Annotated in this window: 13 protein-coding genes; 10 read left to right on the top strand and 3 right to left on the bottom strand. The window is 73.3% G+C overall.

The features are described from left to right. Positions 1–15 precede the first annotated feature (15 nt). Positions 16–522, top strand: a complete 507-nt coding sequence (locus J2S59_RS16655; RefSeq protein ID WP_246360654.1) for an SCO2097 family morphological protein — start codon at positions 16–18, stop codon at positions 520–522. 26 nt (positions 523–548) lie between these two features. Here J2S59_RS16655 and J2S59_RS16650 read toward each other — a convergent pair whose 3' ends face one another. From J2S59_RS16650 to J2S59_RS16640, 3 genes are read right to left on the bottom strand one after another with little or no spacing between them, the layout of a single operon-like run. After that, positions 549–2,951 (bottom strand): transglutaminase TgpA family protein, encoded by a 2,403-nt coding sequence (locus J2S59_RS16650; protein ID WP_306825308.1) that lies wholly within the window; start codon positions 2,949–2,951, stop codon positions 549–551. Next, the gene (locus tag J2S59_RS16645) at positions 2,948–4,210 is read right to left on the bottom strand and encodes a DUF58 domain-containing protein (RefSeq protein WP_068120416.1); all 1,263 of its coding nucleotides are present in this window, start codon (positions 4,208–4,210) and stop codon (positions 2,948–2,950) included. Before J2S59_RS16645 ends, J2S59_RS16650 begins: the two co-directional genes overlap by 4 nt. After that, entirely contained in the window at positions 4,203–5,213 is a 1,011-nt protein-coding gene (locus J2S59_RS16640) for an AAA family ATPase (protein WP_181641896.1), read from the bottom strand. The genes J2S59_RS16645 and J2S59_RS16640 overlap by 8 nt, the downstream gene beginning before the upstream one ends. A 364-nt stretch (positions 5,214–5,577) precedes the next feature. Here J2S59_RS16640 and mraZ point away from each other — a divergent pair, with 364 nt between their 5' ends. The 9 genes from mraZ (at position 5,578) to ftsW (ending at position 16,427) form a co-directional block, all read left to right on the top strand. Continuing rightward, positions 5,578–6,009, top strand: a complete 432-nt coding sequence (gene mraZ, locus J2S59_RS16635) for a division/cell wall cluster transcriptional repressor MraZ (protein ID WP_068116326.1) — start codon at positions 5,578–5,580, stop codon at positions 6,007–6,009. A gap of 276 nt (positions 6,010–6,285) precedes the next feature. Then, positions 6,286–7,251, top strand: coding sequence for a 16S rRNA (cytosine(1402)-N(4))-methyltransferase RsmH (rsmH, locus tag J2S59_RS16630; RefSeq protein WP_306825307.1), 966 nt, complete (start codon positions 6,286–6,288; stop codon positions 7,249–7,251). Beyond that, the gene (gene ftsL / locus J2S59_RS16625; RefSeq protein ID WP_068121412.1) at positions 7,248–7,787 is read left to right on the top strand and encodes a cell division protein FtsL; all 540 of its coding nucleotides are present in this window, start codon (positions 7,248–7,250) and stop codon (positions 7,785–7,787) included. Before rsmH ends, ftsL begins: the two co-directional genes overlap by 4 nt. Further along, positions 7,784–9,541 carry a peptidoglycan D,D-transpeptidase FtsI family protein gene (locus tag J2S59_RS16620; protein ID WP_246360363.1) on the top strand — a complete coding sequence of 586 codons (1,758 nt, stop codon included), beginning with the start codon at positions 7,784–7,786 and terminating at the stop codon, positions 9,539–9,541. The genes ftsL and J2S59_RS16620 overlap by 4 nt, the downstream gene beginning before the upstream one ends. A 64-nt stretch (positions 9,542–9,605) precedes the next feature. Then, positions 9,606–11,144 (top strand): UDP-N-acetylmuramoyl-L-alanyl-D-glutamate--2,6-diaminopimelate ligase, encoded by a 1,539-nt coding sequence (locus tag J2S59_RS16615; protein ID WP_306825306.1) that lies wholly within the window; start codon positions 9,606–9,608, stop codon positions 11,142–11,144. After that, positions 11,141–12,613, top strand: coding sequence for a UDP-N-acetylmuramoyl-tripeptide--D-alanyl-D-alanine ligase (locus tag J2S59_RS16610; protein WP_306825305.1), 1,473 nt, complete (start codon positions 11,141–11,143; stop codon positions 12,611–12,613). The genes J2S59_RS16615 and J2S59_RS16610 overlap by 4 nt, the downstream gene beginning before the upstream one ends. Next, positions 12,610–13,680, top strand: coding sequence for a phospho-N-acetylmuramoyl-pentapeptide-transferase (gene mraY / locus J2S59_RS16605; RefSeq protein WP_068121621.1), 1,071 nt, complete (start codon positions 12,610–12,612; stop codon positions 13,678–13,680). Before J2S59_RS16610 ends, mraY begins: the two co-directional genes overlap by 4 nt. After that, entirely contained in the window at positions 13,677–15,143 is a 1,467-nt protein-coding gene (murD, locus tag J2S59_RS16600; RefSeq protein WP_068121628.1) for a UDP-N-acetylmuramoyl-L-alanine--D-glutamate ligase, read from the top strand. Before mraY ends, murD begins: the two co-directional genes overlap by 4 nt. Positions 15,144–15,185: 42 nt before the next feature. After that, on the top strand, positions 15,186–16,427 hold the full coding sequence (gene ftsW, locus J2S59_RS16595; RefSeq protein ID WP_246360378.1) for a putative lipid II flippase FtsW: 1,242 nt from the start codon (positions 15,186–15,188) through the stop codon (positions 16,425–16,427). The last annotated feature ends 1 nt before the right edge of the window (position 16,428 follow it).

Raw genomic sequence — 16,428 nt, 5'->3', positions numbered from 1 at the left:
AGGCACGGCGGTCACGTGACCGCCGTCGCACCGGCGACGACCACCGCGACGACCGGACCCTGGGAGGAAGACGTGCCGCTCTCGGAGGAGGAGCTCCGCCTGCTCGAGCAGATGGAGCGTGCCCTGGTGGCCGAGGACCCGAAGCTCGCCTCGACGCTGCGCGGCACCGCCGCCCGTCGGGATGCACGTCGGCGCACCATCGTGGCCGGCGGTGTCTTCCTCGTGGGCGTCGCGGTCCTCATGACGGGCGCGATCGCCGCCCAGACGATCGTCGGGATCATCGGGTTCGTCGTCATGCTGGTCTCGGCCTACGTCGCGCTCACCGCGTGGCGCGGCCAGTACGCCCCCGGCGCGGAGATGGGTGAGCCGGTCGCCGGCGGGGACCCCACGCGCGGTTTCTCGGTCATCGAGGGCGGGCGTGCCAACAAGCCGCGCAAGTCGAAGGCGAAGGGTTCCGGTTCCTTCACCCAGCGGATGGAGGAGCGGTGGCGCCGCCGCCGCGAGGAGGGCAACGGCTTCTAGCCGTTGTTCGTCGCTGCCCGTTGCTGCTAGGCGTTCGCGCCGGTCCGCTCCAGCCGGTCGTCGTCCTCGACACCTTCGTCCTCGCCGTCCAGGTCCGCAGTGCGGACCTCGGCGCGCCACAGTGACCGCGGCAGCCAGACGGCCCGGCGCGCGCGTCGCGGCCCGGCCTCGGCCAGCAGCGCGACCCGGACCCGGTCCACGTCACCGGTGAGCCCCGAGCCGTCGACCGGGGCGGGTGAGTAGCGCGCCCGCTCCACCGCGTGCACGATCCGCCCGATGGCAGCAGCCGCCGCGGCGGCACCTGCTGCCCCGTCCGGGTGGGGGCACGCGCGCGGGTCCGCCTCGGGGTCGTGGAGCCGTGCCGCCAACCGGCGTCCCGTGACACGCGGGCTCTCTCCGGCGTACCACGGCTGCCCGGTGTCGACCGCGAGGTCCCGGACCTCCGCCCACGCGGCCTCGGCCCGCCGTCGGTCCTCGTCGCCGGCTTCCCGCCAGCGACGGCTCGCACGCGCACGACGCAGGACGCGCGGGGTGGACGCCGCGCCGGCGAGGACGAGGACGAGCAACGCCGTCCACCCGATCCACCCGGCCCCCGAGTCGTTGCTCGTCGTGCCGGTGGGGTCGGGGACGTCGGAGGCCTGGGGTACGTCGGGAGCCGCGGTCGGCGCGGTGGGCTGGGACGGCGCGGCGCTCGGCTGGGGCTCCGGCACGTCGGGCGCGGGCGAGTCGGCGGAGCGGGTGTAGGCGGGTACGGCGCTGGTGTGGCTGGTCGGCGTCGGCTCGAAGCGCACCCAGCCATGGCCCTCGAGGAAGATCTCCGGCCAGGCGTGCATGTCGTGGGCGCTGTAGGTCCACGACCGCTCACCGGTCGACTCCGGCCGCAGGAAGCCCACGGCGACCCGTGACGGGATCCCGAGCGTGCGCGCCATCAGCGCCATCGAGGCGGCGAACTGCTCGCAATAGCCGACCCGGCCGTCGGGACCCGGACGCAGGAACTGCTCCAGGTCCTCGCCCTCGGCGCTGGCCGGCGCCCGCTCCAGGCTGTAGGTGAAGCGCTGGGGGTCCTGGAACCAGTTCTGCAGCCGCACTGCCTGCTGCCAGTGGGACTCCGCGTCACCGACGGCCTCCTCGGCGTACGCCGCGACCACGTCGGGCAGGTCGTCGGGCAGCTGCAGGTAGCGGTCGGTGACCGCCCGCCGGGGCGCTGCCGCATCGTCCATCGCGACCGGGTCGTAGTCGACCTCGAGACTGCGGGCGGTGTATTGCAAGGCCCGCGTCGTCTGGTCCTCCTGCGCCGAGACGACGTCGAGGGTCGCGCGGTCGTAGCGCCAGTCGCCGTCGATGCTGGCTGCGGCCGCCGGGTAGGGGAGCGGGAGCCAGACCGAGTCGAAGGACGGCGACGTCGTGATCGACATCTGCCGCTCGCGCGTCTCCACCGACCGGGCGAGGCCGCTGGGCCGCGGCAGCGCTCCTGCGACCCGCTGCTCCGACGGGATCTGGCGCTCCACCGGGCGCCAGGCGTCGCCGTCGTACTCGTCGAGGACCGCGAGCCGCAGGTAGCTCGGGTCGGGGTCGTCGGTCGTGAACCGGACGAGGTCCAGGTCCTGCCCGCGGTTGAGGTCGCGGCGCAGGTCGATCATCGGGTTGGAGATCTCGACGGTGTTTCCTCCACCACCGCCGACGACCCCGCTCGGCAGACCGCCCGCGACGACGGGCACGACCGACGGGGCGAGCAACGCAGCGCTGACAGTGAGGACTCCGATGACCGGGGCAGCGAGACCCGGACGGGTCCGCTCACTGGTGCGGGCGGCGTGGCCCCACTGGCGCACCCGCCGCGCATGGTCGCGGGCGATGAGGAACAAGAAGCCCACCGCGGAGAGTGCGAACACCCACCACGGGACGGCTGCCCCGATGAGTCCCGCCGGCACCGTGTAGACCAGCAGCAACGGCAACCCGGCCAGCGGGACGACGCGCCAGGTGCAGGCGAACAGGTCGACCAGGAGAGCGCAGGCCGCGGCCGCGAGCGTCAGGAGCACGGCCAGCTCGGTGACGTCCGCCGCAACCGGGGCGGAGTACTGCTGCGCGGCGGTGACGCCGGCGCGCACCTCGTCGACCAGTGCCGTGACGGACTCGACCGTCGGGACCCAGCCGCCCAGCGCGGACTCGGGCACCCACCGGCCGGTCGCCCAGACCAGCAGCGCGGCGAGCTGACCGCACGGCACCACGATCCAGGGGGTGCCGAGGGCGCGCAGGCCCCACCCGGACAGCCCGACCACGGCGAGCACACCGGCGACCTGCAGCATCAGTCCGTCCCGGTCCTCGACGAACGGCGTCCACGCGAGCAGCGCCACCCCGATCGTCAGGGCCGCCACGACGGTGGAGGCGAGGTCGTCGACCCGGCCGACGCGCCCGCTGCGGCCGGGCCTCATCGCCGGGCTCCCGCGGTGGCGCCCAGCTCGCGCCAGACCTCGGGCAGGCGATCGCGAGGACCGGCGACCACGGCGCGCCAGCCCTGCGTGCCCAACCAGGTCGCGACCCCGTCACCATCGGGGGCCTGGGCGCGCGCGGTCCCTGCCCACGCGGGGGTGTCGAGCACGATCGCCAGCGCGGTGCCGGCGTGCTGGCGCAGCCGGGCCAGGGCGCGGCGGTCCGGCTCGTGCACGCTGCCGAGGACGGCGACGACGATGCCGCCGGGGCGCAGCTCCTCGGCGGCGGCGGCCTCCCAGCGGGCGGTGTCGTGGGTCGCGATGACCGCAAGCGAGTCCAGCAGCTGGCGGGTGTCGCCGGCGCGCCCGCGGTCGTGGGCGGGGTGCGGCAGACCCGCGTGCAACCGGCCGGCGGAGGTGACGAGGTCGACCTGGTGGCCGAGCGCGGCCAGGTGGGACCCGACCGAGGCGGCGGCACGCACGGCCGTCTCGAATGACGACAGGGCTCCGGTGCCGGCGTGCGCTCCGGCCCGGTTGTCGAGCAGGACCGTGGCGCGGGACTCCCAGGGCTGCTCCTCGCGACGGACCATCAGCTCGCCGACGCGGGCGCTGCTGCGCCAGTGGACCCGGCGCAGGTCGTCGCCGCGGCGGTAGTCGCGCACCGTCACGTCCTCGGCACTGCCGACGGCGAAGGCGCGGGTCCGGTGGTCGCCGGAGCCCGACGCGCCGCCACCCAGTCCGATCGCGGGCAGCGCCTCGACCGGGGGCAGGACCGTCACGTGCTCGGTGCGGTGGAACGTGCGGGAGAGCTCGAGCATCCCGAAGGGATCGTCGACCCGGACCCGCAGCGGACCCAACGGGTAGCGGCCACGCAGCTCGGGGCGGACGCGGTAGACCAGGTCGATCGCGTGGTTGCCCTCGATGCGCGGGACGAGGAATCGGGGACGGCTGCCGAGCGTGAAGGGCACCTGCTCCTCCAGGAGCAGCGAGCCGACGGCGCCCGCGCCGCCGTTGACGACCGTGAGGGTGACCGCCGCCTCCTGTCCGACGGTGATCCGGTCGGGCGCGACGTGGCGTCGCAACGACAACCGGTCGCGGCGGCGCGCCGTCAACCACGCCGCGACCACCGGCAGGACGGCGAGAAGCGCGGCGACGCGCAGCAGATCGTCCTGGCCGAGCAGCACGGCACAGATCCCGGCCGTCAGCCCGGCGGCCAGGAAGGCCCGACCGCGGGTCGTCAGTGAGCGGAACGCCTCACGCACGGTGAGCGCCGGCGGGGACAGGGGTCTGCGCCGCGATCTCCTCCAGGACTGCCTCGGGGTCGCGTCCTCGCAGCGACGCCTCGACGGTCGGCAGGAGCCGGTGGGACAGGACGGTGCGCACCAGGCCGGCGACGTCGTCGGGCAGCACGTAGGAACGCCCGTCGAGGGCGGCGGCCGCCTTGGCTGCACGCACGAGGTGCAGCGTCGCGCGCGGTGAGGCGCCGAGCAGGAGGTCGGGGGAGGTGCGGGTGCCGCCGACGATCGCGACGGCGTACTGCTGGACGGCGGGGGAGACGTGGACCCGGCGCACGGTGCCGATCAGCGTGCGCACCTCCGTCGCGTCCGTCACGGCGGTGAGCCCGTCGAGCGGGTCGGAGCCGCCGGCGTGGTTGGCGAGCATCGCGACCTCGGCGCGGGCGACGGGGTAGCCTATCGAGACGCGAGCGAGGAACCGGTCGCGCTGGGCCTCGGGCAGGGCGTAGGTGCCCTCCATCTCCACGGGGTTCTGGGTGGCGATCACGATGAACGGCGTCTCGAGCCGGTAGGTCGTCCCGTCCACGGAGACCTGGCGCTCCTCCATGCACTCCAGCAGCGCCGACTGCGTCTTGGGGGAGGCGCGGTTGATCTCGTCGCCGACCACGATGTTGGCGAAGATCCCGCCGGGCCGGAACTCGAACTCGCGGGTCTGCTGGTTGAAGACCGACACGCCGGTGATGTCGGAGGGCAGCAGGTCCGGGGTGAACTGGATGCGCCGCACCGTGGCGTCGATCGAGCGCGCCAGCGACTTGCTCAACATCGTCTTGCCGACGCCGGGCACGTCCTCCAGGAGCAGGTGTCCTTCGGCGAGCAGCGCGACCAGGGCGATCCGCACGACCTCGGGCTTGCCCTCGATGACCCGACCGACGTTGGCGGCGACCCGGGCGCACACCTGCCGCAGGTGGTCGAGCTCGTGGGCGAGGTCGTCGCGGGCGTCACCCGCAGGACCGTCGGTCCGCTGGTCGATTGCGGTCACGCGCACTCCCTCGTGCTGATCGGGCACGACCGGGATACAGGGGGACCGGCCGTCGGCTCAGGGCCTAGTCAACCGCATGGCAGCAAGCGCCGCGGCCGGTCCGGCCCGCCGGATTCCCCACCTTCCCCCACCTTCTGCACCACTTCGCTCCCCGCCGCACCCCCCGGGTGCCGCACGAACGCCGACGCGGTGCTGCCACACCGTCGGCACGGGCGGGCCGGCGTACGGACGAACGCGCAGGTCAGCGCGGAAGTCCGCGGAACTTTGCTGCCGAAAATGGTTGACGGTGGAGCGAAGTGGAGTATGGTGGTGCGTAGTGGAGGACATGGCGCGTCCTCGGACCCGGGAGGTGCAGATGTTCTTCGGCACCTACACCCCGCGGCTCGATGACAAGGGCCGGCTGTTCCTCCCGGCGAAGTTCCGCGACGAGCTGACGGAGGGTCTGGTGGTCACACGAGGGCAGGAGCGCTGCCTCTACGTGTGGTCGATGGAGGAGTTCGGCAAGCTCACCGAGCGGCTGCGGGAGGCGCCGGTGACCAACCGGGGCGCCCGGGACTACGTCCGGATGTTCTTCGCCGGCGCGTCCGACGAGAAGCCCGACAAGCAGGGCCGCATCACGATCCCGCCGATGCTGCGGGAGTACGCCTCGCTCAGTCGCGAGTGCGTCGTGATCGGCGCGATGAACCGCGTCGAGATCTGGGACGCCGACTCCTGGCAGAGCTACAGCAACGAGCAGGAGCAGGCCTTCGCGGACCTCTCCGAAGAGGTCTTCCCCGGCGTCATCTGATCCGCGAGCAGCACCAGCACCACCAGCACCACCGGCAGGACCAGCACCAACTGAACAGACGGACTCGCAGGACGAGGCTCGCGCCCGCTCCTCTCGTCATCTGACGCACCTTCCCCGGCGGCAGAGGACGCTTCCCAAGAGTGAGCGGGCGGGGACCTGGTCAGGCGATTCCGAGCAGGACACGAGCAGCACACGTCAACGAGGCACTGGGGTCGGGTCGATGAACGCAGCACTCATGCGCAGCTCTGCGCACGGCGTGGGAGTAGGACGCTCCTGATGGGCGGGCCGGTCCACGTCCCCGTCCTGCTCGAGCGCATCGTCGCGCTGCTCACCCCGCCGTTGGAGCGCCCCGGCGCCGTCCTCGTCGACGCCACCCTCGGCCTGGGCGGCCACAGCGAGGCCGTCTTGTCCCGCATCCCCGGCGTGCACCTGGTCGGCATCGACCGCGACCCCGACGCCCTGGACCTGGCCCGCACCCGGCTCGCGCCGTACGCCGACCGGATCTCCCTGGTGCACGCGGTCTACGACCAGATCCCCGAGGTGCTCGCGGACCTCGGCATCCCCCACGTCGACGGCGTGCTGTTCGACCTCGGCGTCTCCTCGATGCAGCTCGACGTCCGCGAGCGCGGCTTCGCCTACGCCGAGGACGCGCCGCTCGACATGCGGATGAACGGCCGGGACGGCATCACCGCCGCGGAGGTCCTCAACACCTACGCCCCCGAGGACCTCGTGCGGATCCTGCGGGCGTACGGCGAGGAGCGGTTCGCCTCCCGCATTGTGTCGCGCATCGTGGCCGCCCGGGAGAAGGAGCCCTTCACCCGCTCGGCCCGGCTCGTCGAGCTGGTCCGCGACGCGATCCCCGCCGCGACCCGGCGCACCGGCGGCCACCCCGCCAAGCGCACCTTCCAGGCGCTGCGCATCGAGGTCAACGACGAGCTCCAGGTGCTGGAGCGGGCACTGCCGGCCGCGATCGACGCCGTCGGGCTCGGCGGCCGCGTGGTCGTCATGTCCTACCACTCCCTCGAGGACCGGCTCACCAAGCAGGCCTTCGCCCGTCGTACCCGCGTCGACGCTCCGCCCGACATGCCGGTCGTGCCGGAGGAGTACCAACCCGAGCTGCGGCTGGTCACGCGCGGCTCCGAGCAGGCCTCGGAGACCGAGGTCGCCGACAACCCACGCGCACGGTCCGTCCGGGTGCGCGCCGCCGAGCGCGTACGCCGACCGAGGGGAGCAGCAGCATGAGCACCACGTCACCCACCGCACGGGTACGCGTCCCTCGCATCGCCGGGTCGGCGTTCGAGCAGGCCCGGCTCAGCGTCGTCCCCCGGCTGCGCCGCCCGACGCCGCGGGTCCCGTTCGTGTCTCTCGTGGTGACGCTGCTGGTCCTCGGCGTCGCCGGGCTCTTGATGTTCAACACCTCCCTGCAGCAGGCCAGCTTCACGGCGGCCGCGCTGGAGACGCAGGCGATGAAGGTGACAGCCGAGCGACAGGCGCTCGAGCGCGAGCTGCAGCTGCTGCGCAACCCGCAGCGCGTCGCCGAACGTGCGCAGAAACTCGGCATGGTCCCGGCCGCGGCTCCCGCGTTCCTGCGCCTCGATGACGGTACGGTGCTCGGCAATCCGGTCCCCGCCCGAGCCGAGGACCGCATGGCCATCCAGGAGCGCGACGTGAGCAAGCCCCGCTTCCTCGACCCCGAGCCGGTCGTCGTCCGCGTCCCGGCCCGCACGGCGCCCGATCCCGTCCGCCCGCGGGCAGGCCGGCGAGGCGCTGACCAGTGAGGGAGGAGCTGGTCCGCCGGCACCGACGGGTCTCCGTGGTCCGGCTGCGCATCGGCATCGTGCTCGTCGCCGTGGTGATGTCGTTCTTCGGCGCGCGCCTGTTCCAGCTCCAGGGCATCGACCCGGGCTCCTACGCCTCGATGTCGCGTGAGCGCGGGCTGGAGACGGAGATCCTGCCTGCGCGGCGCGGCGCGATCCTCGACCGCAACGGTGCGCCGTTGGCCGAGTCGGTCGACGGGCTGATGGTGGTCGCCGACCCGCTGGAGACCAAGCCGCACGCGCCCACGATCGCCCGGATGGTCGCCTCCTCCCTCGACGTCGACTACTTCGAGGTGCTGGGCCGTCTGCAGCGCGAGGACACGCGCTTCCAGTACATCGCCCGCCGTGTCCCCGCCGCCATCGCCGAGCGTGTGGTGGAGGAGGTCGCCGAGGCCGGCTACAAGGGTCTGAGCACCCGTCGCGACCCCGTGCGGACCTACCCGGCCAAGGACGTGGCGGCCAACCTGCTGGGCTTCACCGGGGCCGAGGGCCAGGCGATGGGTGGCCTCGAGCTCGCCTTCGACACCCACCTCGACGGCGTCGACGGCAAGGCGACGTACGAGGTCGGCTCCGGCGGAGCGCGCCTGCCGCTGGGCGACAACAGCATCGAGCAGCCGCGCGACGGCAAGGACCTCGAGCTGACCATCGACAGCGATGTGCAGTGGTACGTCCAGCGCGTCCTGCGCCAGACCGTCGAGCAGTCCGGCGGCGAGTCGGGCGCCGCCGTCGCGCTCGACGTCCGCACCGGCCAGGTGCTCGCCCTCGCCGACCACCCGACCTTCGACGCCAACGCCCCGCTGCTGAGCCCCGAGGCCGACCTCGGTTCACGCGCGCTGAGCGACGTCTACGAGCCGGGGTCGGTGCAGAAGGTGCTCACCGCCGCCGCACTCCTCGACGCGGGCAAGGTCACCCCGCAGACCAAGATCACGGTGCCCGGCGAGCTGCCGCGCGCCGACCGCGTCATCAACGACTACTGGCAGCACGACCGGCTGCGGCTGACGTTCGCCGGCGTCCTCGCGAAGTCCTCCAACATCGGCACGGTGCTCGCCGCCGACGAGCTCAGCAGCGCGGAGCTGCGCGACTACCTGGCCCGCTTCGGCCTCGGCTCCCGCACCGGCGTGGGCGTCGGTGGTGAGGCTCGCGGCCTGCTCCCGAAGGCCGAGCGCTGGCGCCCGATCAACCACGACACGATCTCCTTCGGCCAGGGCGTGTCGGTCAACGTCTTGCAGATGGCCGCCGCGGTCAACACGATCGCCAACGACGGCGTCTACATCAGCCCCAGCGTGATCCGGGGGAGCGCGGTCGACGAGAACGGCAACCACGTCGGCACCGACAACGCCCGCAGCACCCGCGTCATCAGCGAGGAGGCGGCGCGCGCGACCGCAGAGATGATGGAGACGGTCACCCGCGCCGAGGGCGGCACCGCGCCGCAGGCCGCCATCGAGGGCTACCGCGTGGCCGGCAAGACCGGTACGGCGCAGCGGGTCGACGCCGAGTGTGCCTGCTACCGCGGGTTCACGGTGTCGTTCGCCGGCTTCGCACCGGCCGACGATCCGCGCTTCGTCGTCTACGTCGTCGTCCAGGACCCCTCGAACGGTGGCGGTGGCGGGTCGGTCGGTGGCCCGGCGTTCCGCCAGATCACCAGCTTCCTGCTGCGCAAGTACGCCGTCCCGCCCACGGGCGCCCGGCCGAGCCGGCTTCCGCTCGAGTGGTGACGCGCGTGGTGACCGGAGTGGTGATCCGCCGGTGCCTCGCGGCGACGGCCTAGGGTGCTCTGCGATGACTGCGCCCCGTCCCCGCACCCCTGTCGCTCGTTCCCTGCCCGCCGTGCTGGCCACGGCCGGCGTACCGACCTCCGAGGTGCCCGCGGTGGACGTCACCGGGATCAGCCTGGCGAGCGGGCGGGTGCAGCCCGGTGACCTGTACGCCGCCCTGCCCGGCGCCCGCGTGCACGGCGCGACCTTCGCCGCGGAGGCCGTCGCGGGCGGCGCGGTGGCGGTCCTCACCGACCCTGCCGGTGGGCGCGCGCTGAGTGAGGGCGGCGTCTCGGGAGTGCCGGTCGTCGTCGTCGACGAGCCGCGTCGGGTGCTGGGAGCCGTCGCGGCGGCGGTGTACGGCGACCCGGCGCGCGCGCTGCGGCTGATCGGGATCACCGGCACCCAGGGCAAGACGACCACGACGCGGCTGCTGGAGAGCGCGCTGCAGGCGGCGGGCAGCCCGGCCGCGGTCGTCGGCACCGTCGGCACCCGGGTGGCCGGACGCGAGGTGGCCAGCGCGCTGACGACGCCCGAGGCGCCGGACCTGCACGCGCTGTTCGCCGTCATGCGCGAGGCGCAGGTGGAGACGTGCGCGATGGAGGTCTCCAGCCACGCGCTGGTGATGGGCCGGGTCGACGGGGTCGTCTTCGACGTCGCCGGCTTCACCAACCTGGGCCGCGACCACCTCGACTTCCACGCAGGCGTCGAGGACTACTTCGAGGCCAAGGCGACGCTGTTCACCCCCGAGCGGTCCCGGCGGGCCGTCGTCAGCATCGACGACGCCCACGGCCGCGTGCTCGCCGAGCGCGCGCTGGTGCCGACCGTGACGATGTCGGCGTCCGGCGCCGACGCGGACTGGCGGGCCCACGACCTGCGTCTGGGCTCCGACGCATCGACGTTCACCGCGACGGGACCGTCCGGGTCGTGGGAGGTCCGCGTGCCGCTGGCCGGTGACTTCAACGTCGCCAACGCCCTGCTGGCGCTGGCCAGCGCGGCCGAGGCCGGGCTCGAGCCGGGTCTCGTCGTCGCCGGTCTGGCGCGCAGCCCCGGGGTCCCGGGTCGGTTGGAGCGGGTCGACGCCGGCCAGCCGTGGACGGCGATCGTCGACTACGCCCACAAGCCCGATGCCGTCCAGGCCGTGCTCGACGCGTTGCGTCCGGTCACGAGCGGCCGACTCATCATCGTGCTGGGTGCAGGTGGCGACCGGGACGCCGGGAAGCGTCCCGTGATGGCGCAGATCGCCGCGGAGCTCGCCGACGTCCTGGTCGTCACCGACGACAACCCGCGCACGGAGGACCCGGCCGCCATCCGGGCCGCGCTGCTCGACGGCGCCCGGCACGGCCGCGCACGCGTGCTCGACGTCGCGGGCCGCCGGGCAGCGATCGCCGAGGCGGTCCGGCTCGCTGCGCCCGGCGACACCGTGCTCGTCGCCGGCAAGGGACACGAGACCGGCCAGGAGATCGCGGGCGTGGTCGAGCCGTTCGACGACCGCGACGTGCTGCGCGCGGAGATCGCCGCAGTGCTCGGACCGACCGCACCCACCGACGGAGGTGCCGCGTGATCCCGCTGAGCCTGGCCGAGGTCGCCGCCGCCGTCGACGGATCGCTCGCCGACGCCGACCCCGACGCCCGCGTGACCGGCGCGGCCTCCCTCGACAGCCGTGCCGTCCCCGACGGTGGTCTCTTCGTGGCGATGGCGGGGGAGCGCGTCGACGGCCACGGCTACGCCGCCCAGGCCGTGGAGGCCGGCGCAGCCGCCGTGCTCGGCACCCGGGCCACGGGCGTGCCCACCGTCGTCGTCGACGACGTGCCGACCGCGCTCGGTCGACTCGCGCGCCACCTGCTCGACAAGCTGCCCGGCCTCACGGTGCTGGCGCTGACCGGGTCCCAGGGCAAGACCTCGACGAAGGACCTGCTCGCCCAGGTGCTGGCGACCCACGGCCCCACCGTCGCCACCGTCGGCAACCACAACAACGAGCTCGGGGTCCCCCTGACCGTCCTGCGTGCGGAGGCCGAGACGGCGTACCTCGTGCTGGAGATGGGTGCCCGCGGCATCGGTCACCTCGCCTACCTGTGCACCTTCGCCCGCCCGCGGGTCGCCGCGGTGCTCAACGTCGGCACCGCCCACCTCGGTGAGTTCGGCACCCGCAACGACATCGCCCGTGCCAAGGGCGAGCTCGTCGAGGCACTGCCGGCCGACGGCGTCGCCGTGCTCAACGCCGACGACCCGCTCGTGGCGGCGATGGCGACCAGGACCCGCGCCGCCGTACGCCGGTTCGGCACGGGCGCCGACGCGGACCTGCAGCTGCGGGCGGTCGAGACCGACGACCTCGGGCGCGCCCGCTTCGAGCTCGTCGAGCGCGACGAGGCCCGGGAGACCGTGACTCCGGTCGCGCTGCGCACGCTGGGCGCCCACCAGGCCGTCAACGCAGCCGCCGCGGCCACCCTCGCCCGCGCCGTCGGGATGCCGCTGCCGGCGATCGGCGCGGCGCTGTCACAGGCGGGTGCGGCGTCGCGGTGGCGGATGGAGCTCACCGAGGTCGCCGGCGTCGCCGTCCTCAACGACGCCTACAACGCCAACCCCGAGTCCATGCGGGCGGCGCTCGCCACCCTCGTCGGCATCGGCGCGCGCACGGGGCGGCGTACGGTCGCGGTGCTCGGGATGATGGGCGAGCTCGGACGCGGGTCGGAGGCGGCGCACGAGGCACTCGGCCGGCACGCCATCGAGTCCGGGGTGGAGCGTCTCGTCGTGGTCGGCGACGTCGCCGCCGGCATCGGCCGGGGCGCTGCTGCCGTGCCGGGCGGGCGCGAGCGGACGGTGCTGGTCGGGGACCGCGAGCAGGCCCTGAGCTGGATGCGGGAGAATGTCGCGGCTCCCGACGTCGTGCTGGTGAAGGCGTCGCGCGGAGCCGCGCTCGAGGTGGTCGCCGACGGCCTCGTCGAGCACCTGTCCGCACCGCCCCAGTCCGCACCGCACCTGTCTGCCATGGCGCGCTCGTCCGAGTGCGTCGTCCCCGAGGAGAACCGATGAGAGCGATCCTGCTCGCCGGCGGGTTGTCGCTGGTCTTCACCCTGCTCGGCACGCGGCTCGCCATCGGCATGCTCGTCAAGCGCGGCTACGGCCAGTTCATCCGCGACGACGGACCGACCACCCACCAGGTGAAGCGCGGCACCCCGACCATGGGCGGGCTCGTGGTGATGCTCGCCTCGGTGGCGGCGTACTTCCTGGCCAAGCTGATCACCGGCACCACGCCCTCGGCGTCGGTCCTGCTGCTGATCTTCCTCTTCGTCGGGCTCGGCACGGTCGGCTTCCTCGACGACTACATCAAGATCACCAAGCAGCGCAGCCTCGGGCTGCGCAGCGGCGCCAAGATGATCGGCCAGGTGGGCGTCGGCATCGTCTTCGCCATCCTGGCGCTCAGCCCTTGGCTGGAGGACGACCGGGGTCAGGCGCCCGCCTCGCACGCCGTGTCGTTCATCCGCGACCTGCCCGGGTGGGAGCTGCCCGGGTTCCTCGCGGTGGTGCTGATCCTGCTGATCATCGCCGGCGCCAGCAACGGCGTGAACCTCACCGACGGGCTCGACGGGCTCGCGACCGGCGCGGCGATGATGGTCTTCGGCGCCTACACGATCATCAACATCTGGCAGAACAACCAGTCGTGCGCCATCCAGACCGGGCCCACCTGCTACGAGGTCCGCGATCCGCTCGACCTGGCGGTGATGGCGGCGGCGATCACCGGCGCCTGCTTCGGCTTCCTGTGGTGGAACGCCTCACCGGCGAAGATCTACATGGGTGACACCGGCTCGCTGGCCCTCGGCGGCGCGGTCGCCGGGCTGGCGATCCTCACCCGCACCGAGTTCCTGCTCGTGCTGGTCGGCGGGCTGTTCGTCCTCGAGACACTCTCGGTCATGCTGCAGGTCGGGTGGTTCAAGGCCTCCGGCGGCAAGCGGCTGTTCCGCATGGCGCCGCTGCACCACCACTTCGAGCTCAAGGGCTGGGCCGAGATCACCGTGGTGATCCGGTTCTGGATCATCGCCGGGCTGTTCGTCGTCGCCGGGCTGGGCGTCTTCTACGCCGAGTGGGTGTCGGGCGCATGAGCCGCTCGGTCGACCTCGACGCCTTCGGTCGCGCGGACGACTGGTCGCCCGTGCGGGCGGTCGTGGCCGGCTTCGGCGTCTCCGGCTTCGCCGCCGCCGACAACCTCGTGCACGTCGGTGCGCAGGTCACGGTGCTCGACGAGTCCGACGCCGGCGACCGCGCCGAGAAGGGCACGCTGCTCGAGGTGCTGGGTGCCGACGTACGTCTGGCGCCCGGCGCCACCGCCGAGCTCCCCGACGACGTCGACGTGCTGGTCACGTCGCCGGGGTGGTCCCCGTCCGCACCGCTGCTCGCCCAGGCTCGCGCCCGCGGCATCCCGATCTGGGGCGAGGTCGAGCTCGCCTGGCGGTTGCGCGACCTCGAGCGACCGGCGCCGTGGATCGCCGTCACCGGCACCAACGGCAAGACCAGCACCGTGCAGATGCTCGAGGCGATGCTGCGCGCGGCCGGTCTGCGCGCGGTCGCCTGCGGCAACATCGGTCTGCCCATCGTGCAGGCGGTCATGGACCCCGAGCCCTACGACGTGCTGGCGGTGGAGCTCTCGAGCTTCCAGCTGCACTACACCTCGTCGATGTCGGCAGAGTCCGCGGCGGTGCTCAACGTCGCCGACGACCACCTGGACTGGTACGCCGACATGGCCGCCTACGTCGCCGACAAGGGGCGCATCTACTCCCAGGTGCAGCGGGCGTGCGTCTACAACGTCGCCGACCCGGTGACCGAGCAGCTGGTGCGCGACGCCGACGTGGTCGAGGGCGCGCGGGCCATCGGGTTCACGCTCGGCATGCCGCAGGTGGGCATGGTCGGACTCGTCGACGAGGTACTCGCCGACCGCGCGTTCGTCGAGGACCGCGCCAACACCGCGGCCGAGCTCGGCACCCTCGACGACCTGGCCGACCCGGACTCCGGAGCACCGCCTGCTCCGCACGTCGTGGCGAACGCGCTGGCCGCCGCGGCGCTCGCGCGTGCCCACGGCGTCGCGCCGGCTGCGGTCCGCGAGGGGCTGCGCAGCTGGCGTCCCGACGCCCACCGCATCGCGGTGGTCGCCCGCCAGGGAGGCGTCACCTGGGTCGACGACTCGAAGGCGACGAACCCGCACGCCGCGGCGTCGTCGCTGGCGGCGTACGAGTCCGTGGTCTGGATCGCCGGGGGACTGGCCAAGGGCGCCGACTTCGAGGAGCTGGTCCGCACCCGGCGCGACCGGATGCGTGCGGTGGTGCTGCTCGGCCGTGACCGCCATGTGATCGCGGCCGCGCTCGGGCGACACGCGCCCGATGTGCCCGTCATCGAGGTGGGTGACGGGGAGACTGAGCCCATGGACCGTGCGGTCGAGGCCGCAGCAGGGATCGCCGGCGACGGCGACACCGTGCTGCTGGCCCCGGGGTGCGCGTCCTTCGACCAGTTCACCGACTATGCCGCGCGCGGAGACGCCTTCGCCGCCGCGGTACGCCGCCGCACCGGCTAGCCCCAGCCAGCCGGTCAGCGACAGGAAGCGAGGACGGGCAGCGTGAGTGCAGTGGGCGAGACGCCGCGTCCCGCAGGACGCCTGGCCGCCCTGCGCCGCTCGCTCGACCAGCCGCTCGCGCCGTACTACCTGCTGCTGGGCGCCTCGGCGCTGCTGCTCACCATCGGCCTGATGATGGTGCTCAGCGCCTCGAGCGTCCGGTCCTACCGGACCTTCGACAACTCCTACGCGATCTTCCTGCGCCAGCTGACCTGGGTCGCGATCGGCCTGCCCGCGGCGTTCGTGGCGTCCCGGCTGCCGCGGCGCTTCCTGCGGTTCCTGGCCTGGCCCGCGGTTCTGATTGCGCTGGTGCTGATGGCGCTCGTGCTCTCGCCGCTGGGCTACGAGGTCGCCGGCAACCGGAACTGGATCGGCGTCGGACCCCTCCGCATCCAGCCCTCGGAGTTCGCCAAGCTCTCGATGGTGTTGTGGGCGGCCAGCGTCTATGCCCGCAAGGAGCACCTGCTCTCCGACTGGCGGCACGCCGTCGTGCCGGTCGTGCCCGTGCTCGGGCTCGCGACCGGGCTGGTCGTCCTGCAGGGCGACCTCGGCACGGCGCTGGTGCTGTTCGCCATCGTCCTGGGGATGCTGTGGGTGGTCGGCGCGCCGGGCAAGCTCTTCGCACTCGCCGCGTTGGTGGCCGGCACCGCTGCGCTGTACCTCGCAGCGACCAGCCCCGAGCGGCGCAACCGCCTGCTCAACTTCGCCGACCCGTTCAAGGACTTCGAGGGCGCCGGGTGGCAGTCGGCCCACGGCCTGTTCGCGATGAGCTCGGGCGGCATCTTCGGCAAGGGCATCTCCGGCAGTCAGCAGAAGTGGGGCTCGCTGCCGGAGGCCCACACCGACTTCATCTTCGCCGTGCTCGGCGAGGAGCTCGGTCTGGTCGGCACCCTGCTCGTGCTGGTGCTCTTCCTCACCATCGCCTACGCCGGTGTCCGGTTGGCGATGGCGACGGACGACGCGTTCGTGCGGTTCATGACGGCCGGCGTGGTGGTGTGGCTGATGGCCCAGATGATGATCAACATCGGCATGGTGCTCGCGCTGCTGCCGGTGATCGGCATCCCGCTGCCGCTGGTCTCCTACGGCGGCTCGTCGTTGCTGCCGACGCTGGTCGCACTCGGCATCCTCATCGGTTTCGCGCGCTCCGAGCCGGCCGCGCGCGCGGCGCTGAAGGACCGGCGTCGCCGCGGACCAGGCCGTGGGGTGTCCGCCCCGGCGGTGCGCAGCAGCCGGGTGGGAGGCTGAG

Origin of the sequence: Nocardioides massiliensis (assembly GCF_030811215.1) — a bacterium.
In the GTDB taxonomy this organism is placed as follows: Bacteria; Actinomycetota; Actinomycetes; order Propionibacteriales; family Nocardioidaceae; genus Nocardioides_A; species Nocardioides_A massiliensis.
This window is presented reverse-complemented; position numbering and strand designations above follow the sequence as displayed.